Raw genomic sequence first — 14,877 nt, forward strand, 5'->3', positions numbered from 1 at the left:
ACTTGAACAGTGTTCAGGTATGGTCTGCCGACATGACCGCCTTCGCCAGCCTCCAGTGGCTCGACGACGTCGCCGACGCCCGTCGCGCGGCGGGCCTGCGCCGCACCCTGCATCCGCGCACCCCGGCACCGGGCACCGTCGACCTCGCCTCCAACGACTACCTCGGGCTCGTCCGGCACCCCGAGGTCCTCGCCGCCGCGACCGCCGCGCTGCGCCGGTGGGGCGGCGGCGCCACCGGATCCCGCCTCGTCACGGGCACCACCAGCGAGCACGAACTGCTCGAGCGTGAACTCGCCGAGTTCACCGGCGCCGAGTCCGGCCTCGTATTCGCCAGCGGCTACGCCGCCAACCTCGGCGCCGTCACCGCCCTCGCCGACCGCGACACCCTCGTGGTCTCCGACGCGGGTTGCCACGCGTCCCTGGTCGACGCATGCCGGCTGACCCGCGCGCGGGTGCAGATCGCCCCGCACGCCGACGTCGACTTCGTGCGGACGGCCCTCGCCACCCGCACCGAGCGGCGCGCCCTCGTGCTCACCGACTCCGTGTTCAGCGCCGACGGAGACCTCGCGCCGCTGCCGGAACTGCATGCGGCGTGCCGCGCGCACGGCGCACTGCTGCTCGTCGACGAGGCCCACGGGGTCGGAGTCCGCGGTGAGGGGGGCCGCGGACTCGTCCACGAGGCGGGTCTCGCCGGCGAACCCGACGTCGTGGTCACCGCCACGCTGTCGAAGTCCCTGGCCTCGCAGGGCGGCGTGGTCCTCGCCGATACCCGCGTGCGGGCCCACCTGATCGACGCCGCCCGCACCTTCATCTTCGACACCGGTCTCGCGCCCGCGGCCGTCGGCGCCGCCCGCGGTGCGCTGCGCGTGCTGCGCGACGAGCCGCAACGGGCCACCGCCGTGCTCGAACGGGCCGCCGACCTGGCCCGGATCACCGGCGTCGCCGCCCCCACGTCGGCGGTGGTGTCGGTGATCCTCGGTGACCCGCAGGTCGCGTTCGACGCCGCCCAGGCGTGCCGCAGCCGGGGCGTCCACGTCGGCTGCTTCCGGCCGCCGTCCGTCCCCGAGGGCACGTCCCGGCTGCGGCTGACCGCGCGCGCGAATCTCGGCGCCGACGAGCTCGCCCGCATCGAAAGCGTCCTCACCGACGTGCTGGCCGGGGTGCGGGCATGACCGTCCTGTGTGTGACCGGCACCTCCACCGAGGTGGGCAAGACCGTCGTCACGGCCGCCTACGCCGCCGTGGCCGCCGCGGCGGGCCTGCGGGTCGCCGTGTGCAAACCGGCGCAGACCGGCGTCGCCGACGACGCACCCGGCGACCTCGCCGAGATCGCCCGGCTCACCGGGCACCGGGTCCACACCGTCGAACTGGCCCGCTACCCGGAGCCGCTCGCACCGGACACCGCGGCGCGGCGCAGCGGGCGGCCGCCGCTGCACCTGCCCGACGTCGTCACCGCCGTGCGGGCACTCGCGGACGCGTACGACCTGGTGCTCGTCGAGGGGGCCGGCGGGCTGCTCGTCCGGCTGGGAGCGGACGGGTTCACCCTCCTCGACGTCGCCGCCGCGCTGAGCGCCCCGACCGTGGTGGTGGCGGCCCCCGCCCTGGGCACCCTGAACCACAGCGCGCTGACCGTCGCCGCGCTGCAGGCCGGCGGCGTCGGGTGCGCGGGCGTGGTGATCGGCGCGTGGCCGGAGCAGCCCGGTCTGGCCGAGCGGTGCAATCTGCAGGACCTGCCCGAGGTGACCGGCGTGCCCGTCGTCGGGCGTATCCCGGCGGGCAGTGGCGCCCTCGACGCCGTGGCCTTCGGCGAGCAGGCCGCACGCTGGCTGCCGGCCGACCGGACCGGGCTGCCGATGCGATCCTGACGCCCGTCGCGGCCCCCGGTCGGCGCCCCGGCACGTTTCCTGCAGGTGAACGAATGTGCGAAGACGGCGAGTTCGGGTAGGGTGTCCGATGCGGTTGAGACACCAGCCGTAGTGCCTGTGAGGTACGCGTTCCGACTACGCGTCCCTACGTCAGTGCTACGCAGTGCTCGTCGCGTTGGGTGTCGACTGCTGTGTTTCACCGACCGAGGCAGGACCGGAAGTCGGTGTAGGAGACAGCGCAGGCGATGACGGTGCTCGATCACCAGCAGTGGGAGACTGCCCGCATGCGGGCCGTTTCCCGCTACAACATTCTCGACACCCCGGCCGACGGCACGTTCGACCGGATCGCCCGACTGGCTGCGTCCTGGTTCGGCACCCCGATCGCCACGGTGACGATCGTCGACGAGGACCGCATCTGGTTCAAGGCCGCCCACGGCCTCGAGGGGGTGCGGCAGATCGACCGCGACCCGGGCCTGTGCGCCTCCGCGATTCTCTGCGACCGTCCCTATGTGGTGGCCGATGCCCGGACCGACCCGCGGACCGCGCAGAATCCCCTCGTCCACGGCGAGCTGGGGGTGCGGTTCTACGCCGCCGCCCCCATCACCACCGCGGACGGCTACCGGCTCGGCACGGTCAACGTCCTCGACACCCGGCCCCGGGAGGTCTCCGCCGCGGACCTGTCCGTCCTCGAGGACCTCGCGTCGGTGGTGATGGATCAGCTGGAGCTGCGGTTGTCGGCGCTGGCCACCGTCCGGGCCGAACGGGACCTGCGGCTGCAGGCCGAGCGCGACCGGCACGTGCTCGCCGAACTCGCCACGACCCTGCAGCGGACCCTGCTGCCGCCGTCGCTGCCGGCCATCGAGGGCATCGAGCTCGCGTGCCACTACCATGCGGCGTCCTCCCAGCAGGTCGGCGGCGACTTCTACGACGTGTTCCACCTCGGTGACGACCGGTGGGCGTTCTTCCTCGGGGATGTCGAGGGGCACGGGCCCGTCGCGGCCTCGGTCACCTCGCTGATCAGGTACACGCTGCGGGCGGCCGCCGTGCGATTCTCCGACCCGCGGCTGGCGCTGGCCGAACTCAACACCGTCCTGCTGCTCGACCCGCAGCAGCACCGGTTCTGCACCGTGCTGCTCGGGATCATCGAACCGAACCTCGAGGGTCGCGAGGGCGCCCGGGTGACCCTCGCCACCGGCGGGCATCCGCCCGCGCTGCTGCTGCGGCGCTCGGGGGCGGTGTGCGCTGCGGTCGGCGTGCGCGGCATGCTGGTGGGCGCGCTGCCCGAGGCCCGCTTCGGAGCGTGCACCGTCGACCTCGAGCCGGGAGAGACGCTGCTGCTCTACACCGACGGACTCACCGAGGCCCGCCCCGACGGGCGGGAGATCTTCGGGGAGGAGAACGTCGTCGCATTCCTCTCCGCGCGAGTGCCGGACGCCACCCCGATCCGCCTCGTCGCCGAGCTTTCCGAACTGATTCCCAGCCTGCGGGCGCAGGACGACATCGCCCTGCTCGCCGTGGGTGTACCCCGTTGACTTCCGATCCCCGGATCGGACCCGCTATCGCACAGGAGGACAGAGTCTTGCATGATGGACAGATGAACGAAGCGACTTCCGAACAGCCGATCATGGCCGTATCCCAGACGTGGAGCGGCGACATCGCGGTGCTGTCGGTGGCCGGTGACGTGGATCTGGTCAGCGCCCCGCAGCTCGAGGAGGAAGCCGTCGCCACCCTGGGTAACGACAAGTGCCGGGGTCTGATCGTGGACCTGGGTGCCGTCAACTTCCTTGCCTCGGTGGGCATCGCCGTGCTGGTGGACCTGTCGAAGAAGACCGCCGGCACGATCCCCTACGCCGTCGTCGCGCAGGGCTCGGCCACCGCGCGGCCCCTGTCGCTGCTCGGGCTCGACGAGGTGTTCCCGATCCACAGCCGCCTCGACGAGGCGCTGGCCGCCCTGCAGGCCGACAAGGCCGGCACGGAGGCATGAGCCGACAAGGCCGGCAGGGAGGCATGCGCCGGGCGGAGACCTGGCACGCCGGACACGAACCGGTCGGGGACCTGTCGACGACGAGGGAACGAGGATGCAGACGCGAGGCGTAGCACCAGCCTTTCTGACGACCGGACTGTACTACCGCGGCGTACGCGCCGAGGCCTCGCAGGTGACGATGCTGCGGCAGGCTCTCGATCGGTGGCTCAGCGGCCTGCGGCTCGCCGAGGTCGGCGGCCAGGATGTGCTGCTGGCCAGTTACGAGGCGCTCGCGAACGCGGTGGAGCACGCTTACGCCGACGGTGACGGCACGGTCGACCTCGAGGCGAAGTACTCGCCTCAGGACCGGTGCGTCGAGATCGTCGTCACCGATCGCGGGCACTGGCGGGAATCGGCCGTGCCGACCGCCGGGAGCTCGCGCGGGCACGGCCTGACGCTGATCCGGAACCTGGCCGCGGACACCGACCTGGCCGTCAATTCCGACGGCACCGTGGTGGCGATGCGCTGGCACCTGCCGCAGGAGGCCTCGGCCTTCTCGGGTTGATCCGGGCCGCCGGGGCGGCGTCTCCTGCTCGCCCGACGGCTGGTCGACCGAACGACTCCGGCCCCGGCGCACGACGCGCCGGGGCCGGAGTCGATTTCGTGGACGGAGTCAGGCCGGTTGCGGGTCCCGGCGGGCCCCGGCGTCACCGTTCAGGGCGAACACCGAGGTGCACACGGTCCCGGCGGGCACCGTGACGTCCCCGCGGGACCGGGTCACGGTGTCGCCGAGCAGGTCGTGTTCGACGAGTGCCTCGAGGATCCGTTCGGGGGCGTCGTGCACGCAGACGCAGGGGATGCCGGCGGCGCGCACGGACTGCATCGTCATCGCCTCGGCGGGAGAGCAGGCGCCGTCGAGCACCTCCTCGGTGACGATCGCGCACACCACCCGGCCCGGGGCGAAGGTGTCGGTGAAACCGAGTCCGTGGTGACGCGCCCACGTCCGCAGCTCGGCACCGCGGGCGCCGTCGAGCACCCGGGAGCAGTCACCGACGATCAGCAGTTCGCCGGCCGGTACCCCTTCGATCGATCCTGAACTCATCTGATCCCCTGCTTTCCACATCGACGTCGTCGACCTCATGCGCGCCCGGTGCTCGCCGACCGCTCGTCGGTGCGTGGTTCGGCGAACATCGCCTCGATGCGGCGCTTGATCTCCTCGGTACTCATGGCCGAGCCGGCCGAGGCCGTGGCGCGACGGGAAGCGGCGGAGGCGAACAAGGTGGTCTGCATGACGGTTTCGGTCCTTACTCTCTTCAGCGCGAGCTGTTTTCACACTGGCACCAAAGCTTTCCCGGATGCGGGATTTTCGAAACCTGTAGCAGAGATTTCACATTTCCTGGACTGAAATGTCCGGATCCGGGGCGGATAGGCCGCCCGGCGGGGCGTTTACGCGCCGATCGCCGGATTCGCATGTGTTGCCGCGCGAATGTCGTACTGTGATAGCTGTCACATCGAGTCGGCAGGTGTCGACGTGCCGACCGCCCTCTCGGAGGTACGAATGTCCACCACCGAAATGCAGGAACTGCACCGCACCATCGGTCACCTTCGGCACTGCCTGACCTCGCTCCGGTCGAGGTACGGCGACGCCGCTGCGGTGCGCCGCCTGATCAACGACGTGGACCGGCTCGACATCGACGCGCAGGATCTGGCGGCTTCGCCGCCGCGCGAGACGTCCCGGCCGGCCGGCGAGCGGATTCCGATCCCCGACACCCCGTACGACGAGATCTTCCGCGGCGTCGACTGTGACGACGAGGGGCTCGGCGGCCTGCACGGCTCGCGGTGAGCGTCCCCGCGGCAGGCGCCGGCGTCCGGTCCTCGACGCGGGCCCGGATCGCGGCGCGCACGCTACGCACCGACCGGTGGTGGCAACCGCCCGTGCTCACCACGCTCGGGCTGGCCGTCTTCGTCGTCTACGCGACGATTCGGTCCTTCGTGCGCACCGCGTACTGGGTGGAGGAGTACCACTACCTCACGCCGTTCTACTCGCCGTGTGTCAGCGCGTCGTGCGTGCCCGGCGCCCGGCACTTCGGGACGTGGGTGGGCGAGCTGCCCATGTGGATCCCCCTGGCGTTCCTGTCGCTGCCGTTCCTGCTCGGATTCCGGCTGACGTGCTACTACTACCGCAAGGCCTACTATCGCTCGATCTGGCTGGCGCCGCCGGCCTGCGCCGTCGCCGAGCCGCACGCCCGGTACACGGGGGAGACGCGGCTGCCGCTGCTGATCCAGAACTCGCACCGCTACTTCTTCTACGTCGCGCTCGTCATCTCGGCGATCAACACCTACGACGCGATCGTCGCGTTCCACGGTTCCGGCGGCGGGTTCGGCTTCGGCCTCGGCAACCTCATCCTGGTGGGGAACGTGCTGCTCCTGTGGGCGTACACCGTCTCGTGCCACTCGTGCCGGCACGTCACCGGCGGCCGGCTCAAGCACTTCTCGAAACACCCGCTGCGTTACCGGATCTGGACGGCGGTTTCCCGGCTCAACACCCGGCACATGCAACTGGCGTGGACCACGCTGGGCACCCTGATGATCACGGATTTCTACATCATGCTCGTGGCGAGCGGCACCATCTCGGACCTGCGGTTCGTCGGCTGAGCCACGACGACGGCCCGGGCGCCGGCCCCGGGCCGACTCGGCAGCGAAGGAGGACTGGATGGCGGACGTCGAACGGCACAGCTACGACGTGGTGGTCATCGGCGCGGGCGGGGCGGGGCTGCGCGCCGTCATCGAGGCGCGTCAACGCGGACTGCGGGTCGCGGTCGTGTGCAAGTCGCTGTTCGGCAAGGCGCACACCGTCATGGCGGAGGGCGGTTGCGCCGCCGCGATGGGCAACGCCAACCCGCACGACTCGTGGCAGGTGCACTTCCAGGACACCATGCGAGGAGGCAAGTTCCTCAACAACTGGCGCATGGCCGAACTGCACGCCCGCGAGGCGCCCGACCGGGTGTGGGAACTCGAGACCTACGGTGCGTTGTTCGACCGCACCCCCGACGGCCGGATCAGCCAGCGCAACTTCGGCGGTCACACCTATCCGCGGCTGGCGCACGTCGGTGACCGCACCGGCCTCGAGCTGATCCGCACGATGCAGCAGAAGATCGTGTCCCTGCAGCAGGAGGACCACGCCGCCACGGGCGACTACGACGCCCGGGTGCGGGTGTTCGCCGAATGCACCGTCACCGAACTGCTGAAGGACGCCGAGGGCCGCATCGCCGGTGCGTTCGGGTACTGGCGCGAGTCCGGCCGGTTCGTGCTGTTCGAGGCGCCCGCCGTCGTCGTGGCCACCGGCGGGATCGGCAAGTCCTGGAAGGTGACGTCGAACTCGTGGGAGTACACCGGCGACGGTCACGCTCTCGCGCTGCGGGCCGGGGCCGCCCTGATCAACATGGAGTTCGTCCAGTTCCACCCCACCGGGATGGTGTGGCCGCCGAGCGTCAAGGGCATCCTCGTCACCGAGGGGGTGCGCGGCGACGGCGGGGTCCTGAAGAACTCCGAGAACGAGCGGTTCATGTTCTCGTACATCCCACCGGTGTTCAAAGGCCAGTACGCGGAGACGGAGGAGGAGGCCGACCGCTGGTACACCGACCAGGAGAACAACCGCCGCACCCCGGACCTGTTGCCGCGCGACGAGGTCGCCCGCGCCATCAATTCCGAGGTCAAGGCCGGTCGCGGGACCCCGCACGGCGGGGTGTTCCTCGACATCGCCTCGCGCATGCCCGCCGAGGAGATCGTCCGGCGGCTGCCGTCGATGCACCACCAGTTCAAGGAGCTCGCCGACGTCGACATCACCGCGGAGGCGATGGAGGTCGGCCCCACCTGCCACTACGTGATGGGCGGCATCGAGGTCGATCCGGAAACCGGTGCCGCGTCCGTGCCCGGACTGTTCGCCGCCGGCGAGTGCTCGGGCGGCATGCACGGGTCGAACCGGCTCGGCGGCAACTCCCTGTCGGATCTGTTGGTGTTCGGCCGGCGCGCCGGCCTCGGCGCCGCCGACTACGTGCAGGGCCTCGGGCACCGCCCGCGCGTCGCCGAGGCGGACGTCACGGCCGCGGCGCGCACGGCGCTGGCCCCGTTCGATCCCGCCGAGCCCGCGACGGCGGAGAACCCCTACACCCTGCACACCGGGCTGCAACAGTCCATGCAGGACCTGGTGGGCATCATCCGGCGCGCCGACGAGATCGCCCGTGCCCTCGACGTCCTCGGCGCGTTGCGGGCGCGGATCCGGAACGTCGCCGTGGAGGGGCATCGGCAGTTCAATCCCGGCTGGCACCTCGCCCTGGACCTGCGCAACATGCTGCTCGTGAGCGAGTGCGTGGCCCGGGCGGCGTTGCTGCGCACCGAGAGCCGCGGCGGGCACACGCGCGACGATCATCCGTCGATGGACCCGAACTGGCGCCGGACGCTGCTCGTGTGCCGCACGGACGGTGGTGACGAGTCGATCCCGGATGTCACGGTGGCACCCGAACAGCAGGTGCCCATGCGACCGGACCTGTTGGCGCTGTTCGATTTCGAGGAACTCGCCAAGTACTACACCGACGACGAACTCGCGGAACATCCGGGACGGAGGCCGTAGCCATGGGGTACCGGGCGGCATTCAAGATCTGGCGCGGCGACGGCGGTGGCGGTGAACTGCGTGACTACACCGTCGAGGTCAACGAGGGCGAGGTCGTCCTCGACATCGTCCACCGGCTGCAGGCGACCCAGGCTCCCGACCTGGCGGTGCGGTGGAACTGCAAGGCCGGCAAGTGCGGGTCCTGCTCGGCGGAGATCAACGGCCGTCCGCGGCTGCTGTGCATGACCCGGATGTCGGTCTTCGCCGAGGACGAGGTGGTCACCGTGACCCCGCTGCGCACGTTCCCGGTGGTCCGCGATCTGGTCACCGACGTGTCCTTCAACTACGAGAAGGCCCGGGAGATCCCGGCGTTCGCGCCCCCGCCCGACCTGGCGCCGGGGGAGTACCGGATGCAGCAGATCGACGTGCAGCGGTCGCAGGAGTTCCGCAAGTGCATCGAGTGCTTCCTGTGCCAGAACGTCTGCCACGTGGTGCGCGACCACGAGGAGAACAAGGAGGCGTTCGCCGGTCCCCGGTACCTGATGCGGATCGCCGAACTCGAGATGCACCCGCTCGACGTGGCCGACCGGCGCACCGCCGCGCAGGAGGAGCACGGACTCGGGCTGTGCAACATCACCAAGTGCTGCACCGAGGTGTGCCCGGAGAACATCCACATCACCGACAACGCGCTGATCCCGATGAAGGAACGCGTCGTCGACCGTCGGTACGACCCGATCGTCTGGCTCGGCAACAAGCTGTTCCGGCGCTGACCCCACCCGCTCGGCCCACCGGTAGCAGGCCACCGCGCAGCCGACCCCCGTCCGTCCTGGTGGCCGAATGTCACATGCATTCAGGTGGGTTGCACCGGTGTGACATTCGGCCGCGACGCAGCGGGATCGCCCTCGCGCAGGCGGCTGCGGATGCCGTCGACGAACAGGGTCAGGCCGAAGTCGAACCGCACGGACGGATCCCCGTCGAGCAGGTCGTCGTCCGAGCCGGCCGCGGTCTCGGTGGACACGTCGGGGGAGACGGGCTTGCGGGTCAGCGCCCCGAGTTCGGCGAGCTGCAGACGGGACTGCTCGTCGACGGTGTGGCCGAGGACGTAGTGCAGCAGCGCGTACCCGGCGAGTTCGGCGTGGGCGCGGGACAACCGCGCCCGCAGGCCCGCCGCGACGAACGCCTCCCGCACGCGCGACGTGGTCAGGCGCGACGCGTAGGTCGCGGCGACGAGTTCCGCGCCGTCGCGGTGGGCGAGCAGTGCGGCGCGGAAGCGGTGCGCGAGTTCGGTGAGTGCGCCGTCCCAGGCGGGGGCGGTGGACGGGGCGTCGACGCCGTCGAGGATGCGGTCGGCCATCGCGCCGAGCAGGGTCTGCTTGTTGGGGAAGTGCCAGTACAGGGCCCCGGGCTGGACGCCGAGCGACGTGGCGAGCTTGCGCATCGTCAGGTCGCCGAGACCGTACTCGTCGAGGATCGCCATCGCGCCGTCGAGGACGTCGCCGCGTCGCAACTGCACCGTTCGCTCCCGTCGTACCTGGTTCCCGACCATCCGTCGCGTTGACAGTAGACCACCGCCACCCTAGCCTGAACAGCGTTCAAGTGAACGGTGTTCAAGTTCGCCGTGACCCGCACCCTCCAGGAGACCACCGTGACCCAGGCCCCCGCCCGTGCCGACATCCTCACCCTCGCCCGCGAACAGGTGCTGGGGCGTGGCGAGGGACTCGACCGTGAGCAGGTCCTCCAGGTGCTGCGGCTGCCCGACGAGCGACTCGAGGATCTTCTCGGCCTCGCCCACGAGGTCCGCATGACCTGGTGCGGCCCCGAGGTCGAGGTCGAGGGCATCATCAGTCTCAAGACCGGCGGCTGCCCCGAGGACTGCCACTTCTGCTCCCAGTCGGGGCTGTTCGCCTCCCCTGTCCGCTCGGCATGGCTCGACATCCCCAGCCTCGTCGAGGCCGCCAAGCAGACCGCCAAGACCGGTGCCACCGAGTTCTGCATCGTCGCCGCCGTCCGGGGGCCCGACGCGCGGCTCATGGCCCAGGTCGCCGCCGGGGTCGAAGCGATCCGCAACGAGGTCGACATCCAGGTGGCCTGCTCGCTCGGCATGCTCACCCAGGAGCAGGTCGACCAGCTCGCCGCGATGGGAGTGCACCGCTACAACCACAACCTCGAGACCGCCCGCTCCTTCTTCCCGCAGGTCGTCACCACCCACAGCTGGGAGGAGCGGTGGGAGACCCTGCGGATGGTCCGCGAGGCCGGCATGGAGGTGTGCTGCGGCGGCATCCTCGGCATGGGGGAGACCCTCGAACAGCGTGCCGAATTCGCCGCCGACCTGGCCGCGCTCGAGCCCGACGAGGTGCCGCTGAACTTCCTCAACCCGCGCCCGGGCACCCCGTTCGGGGATCTGGAGGTCCTGCCGGCGGCGGAGGCGCTCAAGGCCGTTGCCGCGTTCCGGCTCGCGTTGCCGCGCACGATCCTGCGCTTCGCCGGCGGCCGCGAGATCACCCTCGGCGACCTCGGCGCCAAGCAGGGCATCCTCGGCGGCATCAATGCCGTCATCGTCGGCAACTACCTCACCACCCTCGGCCGGCCGGCCGAGTCCGACATCGACCTGCTCGGCGAGCTGAAGATGCCGATCAAGGCGCTCGGCGAGACCCTCTAGGAGGCCGGCGTGTTCAACCCGTTCACCGGCCGGCCCGTCGACGAGAACGCCCCGGTCCCGGCCGCGGCCCGGCTCGGTCTCGAGCCGCCCCGGTTCTGCGAGCAGTGCGGGCGCCGGATGATCGTGCAGGTCGCCCCCGACGGCTGGTGGGCCCGGTGCTCCCGGCACGGGACGCTCGACTCGAGCCTGACGGAACGTCGCTGAGCGTGGCCGCGCCCGCCGACCGTGGCGGGTGCGGCCGGGGAGCGACCGCCGCGCCCGGGGCCCGCGCGGACAGGCGGCCGGAGATGCGACACAATCAGCGCGACGTCCCCTCCGGAAGGATCAACGTGTCGGTGCAGTCCGTGCGGCGCAAGAAGATCGCCATCGCCTGTCAGGGTGGAGGTACGCACGTCGCCTTCACCTGGGGTGCGCTCACCTCGATCCTGCGGGCCAAGCAGCGATGGGACGCCGACGGCGGCACCTCCTTCGATCTGGTCTCGCTCAGCGGCACGTCCGCCGGCGCGTTGTGCGCGCTTGCGACCTGGTACGGCCTGGCCCCCAACGGATCCGACCCGGACTGCGGCACCGTCGACAAGGCCGTCGAACGACTCGACCACCTGTGGACCGTGTTCGCGGCGACCAACCCCGCCGAGACGCTGCACAACCTGGCCGGGCAGGTGCTGCTGCGCTGGAAGGCCGCGGGCGTGGCCCTCCCCGAATCGAGTCCGTACGCCGCGGCGGGCCGCCTCGGGCTGCTCGGCCTGGGATCGGTGGGTGCCCGCCCGGAGTACCTCGGATTCCAGGGCCTGCTCGCCTCGCTCTGCCCGGACTTCGACTCGGTCGATTGGAAGCTCCTCGCCCAGAACAATGTCCGGGTCATCGCCGGCGCGATCGAGGTGCTCAGCGGCAACTTCGAGACCTTCGACTCGGACAAGACCCTGGAGGAACTGGGGCTCAAGCCCCCGCCGGAGCGCGACCAGTACGGCGCGACGCGGTGGCGGATGCGCCGCGCCCTGTCGCTCGACGGGGTGGCGGCGTCGGGCACGCTGCCCGAGCTGCTGCCCGCACAACCGATCGAGAATCTCGAGTTCCCCACTGCGGACGAAGGCACCACCGTCCGGCGCACCGGCTACTACTGGGACGGCCTGTATTCGCAGAACCCGCCGGTGCGGGACCTGCTGGACACCGAGACCTGCGACGACAAGCCCGACGAGATCTGGGTGGTGCGGATCAACCCGCAGGAGTACTCGCCGACCTCGTTGCGCGTCGGTCTCGAGGAGATCCGCGACCGGGAGAACGATCTGGCCGGCAACCTGTCGCTGAACCAGGAACTCGACCACATCCTCACCGTCAACCGGTGGATCGATAAGTACGGCAACGACGCCCCGCCCCTGACGGACCGCAAGACCGTCGTGGTCCGCACGATCAAGATGAGCCGGGACTCGGCGTGGACGCTGGACCACGCCTCGAAGCTCGACCGGAGTCCGCGGCACCTGGCGGCGTTGCGGGCCGAGGGCACGGAACTCACCGAGCGGTGGCTGGCCGACTGGCGCGCGGCCGGCGACGGCTTCCCCCGATACCCGGCCGACGCCCGGTATACGTAAGGCCGGCATGTGCCGGACCTCGCTGTAGGTTCTCGCGGAACTTGTCATCTCTGGGCGGCCGGTCGGTGCCACAGCGGTGTGAACCAGGCGCTGCCGGAGTGCTGTGATCCTGCCTGCGCGGATCCTGCCTGCCCGCCTGTGGTGGCGTCACGTTCAGGACACGCCGCGCCCCGGTTCGTCCGGCGAAATCGCGTGTGCTGCTTCTAGGCTGTGCGTGCGTGTCGGAGGTCACGCCACTTCCCACCCTCCAGGAACGAGGTCGTCACGATGGTCCACCGCTTCTCCGGCAACCGATTCCGTCCGAATGTCGTCCGGGGCACCGCGCTCACCGCAGCCGTGGCGCTGAGCGTGCTCGTCGGCCCGGGCGCCGCCACCGCCGCCGTCGACAACGCCCGCGTGCTGCCCCTCGCGGACGGCAACGCGATCGAGGTGTTGCAGGCCGACACCTCCATCCAGGGCGTTCTCCCGCTCGACAGCTCCCCGCTCAGTGTCGAGTTCTTCCACGACGGTTCCGCCACCGTGAACATCACCGGGCCCGGTGCCGCCGACTACACCGGCACCAAGCTCACCCTCGGATATCAGATCGGCTACCCGGTCGCGGTGCCCGGTGCGGTGGTGCACATCTTCACCCCCAGCCTGGACTGGGAGGTCGGCAACGAGGTGGGCGTCAACGTCGAACTGGCACCCGAATTCGCGCTGGGCCTCGACGCGAGCACCGGCGCGACGATCGGCGGCTCGATCATTCCCGAGCAGGAGATCGAGGTCGAACTCGCCCCCGGCGGCATCACCGAGGTCGCCATCGTCGAGGATCACGAGTTCGACGGGGATTCGGTCACCGTCCGGATCGCCGGCGTGCACGGCTCGGTCTCCGGTGCCGTCGGGCCGGTGACGGTCCGGCCGTTCGCCCGCGCGATCACCGCCAACAACGACACCGTGGTCACCTACGGCGTCCCGCAGCGCCTCAACTGACGGACTCCGTCGGTGGTGGCCCTGGATCCCAGCGGGTCACCACCGACGGAGACGGAGGCGATGCTCATCGGCGTGTGACCGAGCGTTGACGTCGAGCTTCTACCGTGCACTGCCGTGGCGATGACGCTGATCGACGACACCTACCGGATTCTCGATGTCGCCCCTGAGGGGGACGCGGTCCGCATCCGCCCGGACGACTCTCAGGCCTTCGAGCGGGCCCACTTGCGGGCACCCGCTGCCGGCCGACGCCGCCGTCTGCCGCCGGAGCCCCCAACGGCCGGCGACGGCGCCGAACATCTCGGTGAACGCGAGGCGCGCGCCTGCGATTCTTCGCCGAGCCCCCGAACCGGCTCGGCCGGCTCGCCGCAGCCCTGTGCCACCGCGACGAGCGGCTCCGCGGATTCGGCGCGTTTGCCGGCACCGACCTCCTCGAGGTAGCTCACTACGCGCTCGCCGCCACCGTCCACTCGGCTGGGCCGTCCTGCAGTTGCCGATACCGAAGCAGAGAACCACACCAACCGTCAGCCCGGCGGGCGCAGGGCGGCGAACTCATCGGTGACGCGCAGTCGCGACTCGGTGAAGCGGAACAGTGCCGGGGGACGGCCGCCGGCACGCCCCGGCGGGGCGGTGGTGCCGGTGGGGGTCAGGACGTCGCGGCGCTTGAGCACGCGCTGCAGGTTTGTGGCATCCACCTGGTATCCGAGTGCCGCGCAATAGATCTCACGTAGCGTGGACATGGCGAACTCGGCGGGGGCCAGCCCGAAGGCGATGTTGGTGTACGAGAGCTTGGCGGCCAGGCGGGTGCGTGCGTTCTCGACCATGACCCCGTGGTCGAAGGACATCGCCGGCAGGTCCGACACGGGATGCCAGGCGGTGTCCTCGGGCAGGTGGGGATCGGAGGTGATCGGCACCAGCCCGAGGTAGGTCGAGGCGATCGTGCGCGGTCCCGGCACCCGGTGCGGATCGGAGAACACCGAGAGCTGCTCGAGGTGCGCCACCTCGCGCACGTCGACCTTCTCGGCGAGCTGGCGACGGGCGGAGGTGGTGAGGTCCTCGTCGTCGCGGAGGCGGCCGCCGGGCAGCGACCAGGTGCCCGCCTCCGGGTCGAGGGCGCGCTGCCACAACAGCACCCCGAGCTCGGTCTTCGTGCCGCCCTGGGTGTCCGGAAATCGGCGAACCTGGAACACGACGATGAGCACTTCGTGAAGGGTGCTACCATGTGTCATG

At 70.8% G+C, this 14,877-nt stretch carries 18 protein-coding genes; 14 read left to right on the forward strand and 4 right to left on the reverse strand.

The window, feature by feature from the left end:
* Positions 1–32: 32 nt before the first annotated feature.
* The 5 genes from AIIKEEIJ_RS10395 (at position 33) to AIIKEEIJ_RS10415 (ending at position 4,392) form a co-directional block, all read left to right on the forward strand.
* The gene (locus tag AIIKEEIJ_RS10395) at positions 33–1,172 is read left to right on the forward strand and encodes an 8-amino-7-oxononanoate synthase (protein ID WP_006946185.1); all 1,140 of its coding nucleotides are present in this window, start codon (positions 33–35) and stop codon (positions 1,170–1,172) included.
* The gene (bioD, locus tag AIIKEEIJ_RS10400; protein ID WP_161995596.1) at positions 1,169–1,864 is read left to right on the forward strand and encodes a dethiobiotin synthase; all 696 of its coding nucleotides are present in this window, start codon (positions 1,169–1,171) and stop codon (positions 1,862–1,864) included. Before AIIKEEIJ_RS10395 ends, bioD begins: the two co-directional genes overlap by 4 nt.
* 245 nt (positions 1,865–2,109) lie before the next feature.
* Positions 2,110–3,396, forward strand: coding sequence for a SpoIIE family protein phosphatase (locus tag AIIKEEIJ_RS10405; protein WP_161995597.1), 1,287 nt, complete (start codon positions 2,110–2,112; stop codon positions 3,394–3,396).
* A 62-nt stretch (positions 3,397–3,458) separates the two neighbouring features.
* On the forward strand, positions 3,459–3,848 hold the full coding sequence (locus AIIKEEIJ_RS10410) for an STAS domain-containing protein (RefSeq protein ID WP_006946175.1): 390 nt from the start codon (positions 3,459–3,461) through the stop codon (positions 3,846–3,848).
* 94 nt (positions 3,849–3,942) lie between these two features.
* Positions 3,943–4,392 (forward strand): ATP-binding protein, encoded by a 450-nt coding sequence (locus AIIKEEIJ_RS10415; RefSeq protein ID WP_006946173.1) that lies wholly within the window; start codon positions 3,943–3,945, stop codon positions 4,390–4,392.
* A 108-nt stretch (positions 4,393–4,500) separates the two neighbouring features.
* Here AIIKEEIJ_RS10415 and AIIKEEIJ_RS10420 read toward each other — a convergent pair whose 3' ends face one another.
* Positions 4,501–4,929: a hypothetical protein gene (locus AIIKEEIJ_RS10420; protein WP_029544103.1), complete on the reverse strand. Its 429-nt coding sequence runs from the start codon at positions 4,927–4,929 to the stop codon at positions 4,501–4,503.
* A gap of 35 nt (positions 4,930–4,964) precedes the next feature.
* Positions 4,965–5,117 (reverse strand): hypothetical protein, encoded by a 153-nt coding sequence (locus AIIKEEIJ_RS32545; protein ID WP_006946171.1) that lies wholly within the window; start codon positions 5,115–5,117, stop codon positions 4,965–4,967.
* A 268-nt stretch (positions 5,118–5,385) separates the two neighbouring features.
* On the opposite strand from AIIKEEIJ_RS32545, the gene AIIKEEIJ_RS10425 reads away from it, so the two are divergent.
* The 4 genes from AIIKEEIJ_RS10425 to AIIKEEIJ_RS10440 are packed head-to-tail and all read left to right on the forward strand — an operon-like array spanning position 5,386 to position 9,206.
* Positions 5,386–5,670 (forward strand): hypothetical protein, encoded by a 285-nt coding sequence (locus AIIKEEIJ_RS10425; RefSeq protein ID WP_006946170.1) that lies wholly within the window; start codon positions 5,386–5,388, stop codon positions 5,668–5,670.
* Complete coding sequence (locus AIIKEEIJ_RS10430; protein WP_161995598.1) at positions 5,667–6,482, forward strand: hypothetical protein; 816 nt, start codon at positions 5,667–5,669, stop codon at positions 6,480–6,482. The genes AIIKEEIJ_RS10425 and AIIKEEIJ_RS10430 overlap by 4 nt, the downstream gene beginning before the upstream one ends.
* 58 nt (positions 6,483–6,540) lie before the next feature.
* The gene (locus AIIKEEIJ_RS10435) at positions 6,541–8,457 is read left to right on the forward strand and encodes a fumarate reductase/succinate dehydrogenase flavoprotein subunit (RefSeq protein ID WP_006946168.1); all 1,917 of its coding nucleotides are present in this window, start codon (positions 6,541–6,543) and stop codon (positions 8,455–8,457) included.
* 2 nt (positions 8,458–8,459) lie between these two features.
* On the forward strand, positions 8,460–9,206 hold the full coding sequence (locus AIIKEEIJ_RS10440; RefSeq protein ID WP_006946166.1) for a succinate dehydrogenase/fumarate reductase iron-sulfur subunit: 747 nt from the start codon (positions 8,460–8,462) through the stop codon (positions 9,204–9,206).
* 80 nt (positions 9,207–9,286) lie between these two features.
* On the opposite strand, the gene AIIKEEIJ_RS10445 is transcribed toward AIIKEEIJ_RS10440, so the two are convergent.
* On the reverse strand, positions 9,287–9,949 hold the full coding sequence (locus AIIKEEIJ_RS10445) for a TetR/AcrR family transcriptional regulator C-terminal domain-containing protein (RefSeq protein ID WP_065922503.1): 663 nt from the start codon (positions 9,947–9,949) through the stop codon (positions 9,287–9,289).
* 132 nt (positions 9,950–10,081) lie between these two features.
* Here AIIKEEIJ_RS10445 and bioB point away from each other — a divergent pair, with 132 nt between their 5' ends.
* From bioB to AIIKEEIJ_RS10470, 5 genes are all read left to right on the forward strand, one after another.
* On the forward strand, positions 10,082–11,095 hold the full coding sequence (gene bioB, locus AIIKEEIJ_RS10450; protein WP_044476206.1) for a biotin synthase BioB: 1,014 nt from the start codon (positions 10,082–10,084) through the stop codon (positions 11,093–11,095).
* Positions 11,096–11,104: 9 nt separating this feature from the next.
* Complete coding sequence (bsaP, locus tag AIIKEEIJ_RS10455; protein WP_006941314.1) at positions 11,105–11,299, forward strand: biotin synthase auxiliary protein BsaP; 195 nt, start codon at positions 11,105–11,107, stop codon at positions 11,297–11,299.
* A 125-nt stretch (positions 11,300–11,424) separates the two neighbouring features.
* Complete coding sequence (locus AIIKEEIJ_RS10460) at positions 11,425–12,681, forward strand: patatin-like phospholipase family protein (RefSeq protein ID WP_072635395.1); 1,257 nt, start codon at positions 11,425–11,427, stop codon at positions 12,679–12,681.
* 267 nt (positions 12,682–12,948) lie between these two features.
* A complete protein-coding gene (locus tag AIIKEEIJ_RS10465; protein WP_006941310.1) occupies positions 12,949–13,650 on the forward strand; it encodes an MspA family porin in 702 nt (233 codons plus the stop codon).
* 114 nt (positions 13,651–13,764) lie between these two features.
* Positions 13,765–14,088, forward strand: a complete 324-nt coding sequence (locus AIIKEEIJ_RS10470; protein WP_155948209.1) for a hypothetical protein — start codon at positions 13,765–13,767, stop codon at positions 14,086–14,088.
* An 83-nt stretch (positions 14,089–14,171) separates the two neighbouring features.
* Here the strand turns inward: AIIKEEIJ_RS10470 and AIIKEEIJ_RS10475 are convergent, their stop codons facing one another.
* The gene (locus tag AIIKEEIJ_RS10475; protein ID WP_006941309.1) at positions 14,172–14,876 is read right to left on the reverse strand and encodes an NUDIX hydrolase; all 705 of its coding nucleotides are present in this window, start codon (positions 14,874–14,876) and stop codon (positions 14,172–14,174) included.
* Between the last annotated feature and the right edge of the window lies 1 nt (position 14,877).

The sequence above is a fragment of the Rhodococcus sp. YH1 genome, assembly GCF_009939605.1.
In the GTDB taxonomy this organism is placed as follows: Bacteria; Actinomycetota; Actinomycetes; order Mycobacteriales; family Mycobacteriaceae; genus Rhodococcus; species Rhodococcus aetherivorans.

Excerpts from the sequence above, each read along its gene's own strand:
- AIIKEEIJ_RS10410 (WP_006946175.1), top strand. The coding sequence starts at position 3,459 with ATGAACGAAGCGACTTCCGAACAGCCGATCATGGCCGTATCCCAGACG.
- AIIKEEIJ_RS10475 (WP_006941309.1), bottom strand. The coding sequence starts at position 14,876 with ATGACACATGGTAGCACCCTTCACGAAGTGCTCATCGTCGTGTTCCAG.
- AIIKEEIJ_RS10435 (WP_006946168.1), top strand. The coding sequence starts at position 6,541 with ATGGCGGACGTCGAACGGCACAGCTACGACGTGGTGGTCATCGGCGCG.
- AIIKEEIJ_RS10465 (WP_006941310.1), top strand. The coding sequence starts at position 12,949 with ATGGTCCACCGCTTCTCCGGCAACCGATTCCGTCCGAATGTCGTCCGG.
- AIIKEEIJ_RS10440 (WP_006946166.1), top strand. The coding sequence starts at position 8,460 with ATGGGGTACCGGGCGGCATTCAAGATCTGGCGCGGCGACGGCGGTGGC.
- bioD (WP_161995596.1), top strand. The coding sequence starts at position 1,169 with ATGACCGTCCTGTGTGTGACCGGCACCTCCACCGAGGTGGGCAAGACC.
- AIIKEEIJ_RS10395 (WP_006946185.1), top strand. The coding sequence starts at position 33 with ATGACCGCCTTCGCCAGCCTCCAGTGGCTCGACGACGTCGCCGACGCC.
- AIIKEEIJ_RS10425 (WP_006946170.1), top strand. The coding sequence starts at position 5,386 with ATGTCCACCACCGAAATGCAGGAACTGCACCGCACCATCGGTCACCTT.
- AIIKEEIJ_RS10405 (WP_161995597.1), top strand. The coding sequence starts at position 2,110 with ATGACGGTGCTCGATCACCAGCAGTGGGAGACTGCCCGCATGCGGGCC.
- AIIKEEIJ_RS32545 (WP_006946171.1), bottom strand. The coding sequence starts at position 5,117 with ATGCAGACCACCTTGTTCGCCTCCGCCGCTTCCCGTCGCGCCACGGCC.
- AIIKEEIJ_RS10420 (WP_029544103.1), bottom strand. The coding sequence starts at position 4,929 with ATGAGTTCAGGATCGATCGAAGGGGTACCGGCCGGCGAACTGCTGATC.
- AIIKEEIJ_RS10415 (WP_006946173.1), top strand. The coding sequence starts at position 3,943 with ATGCAGACGCGAGGCGTAGCACCAGCCTTTCTGACGACCGGACTGTAC.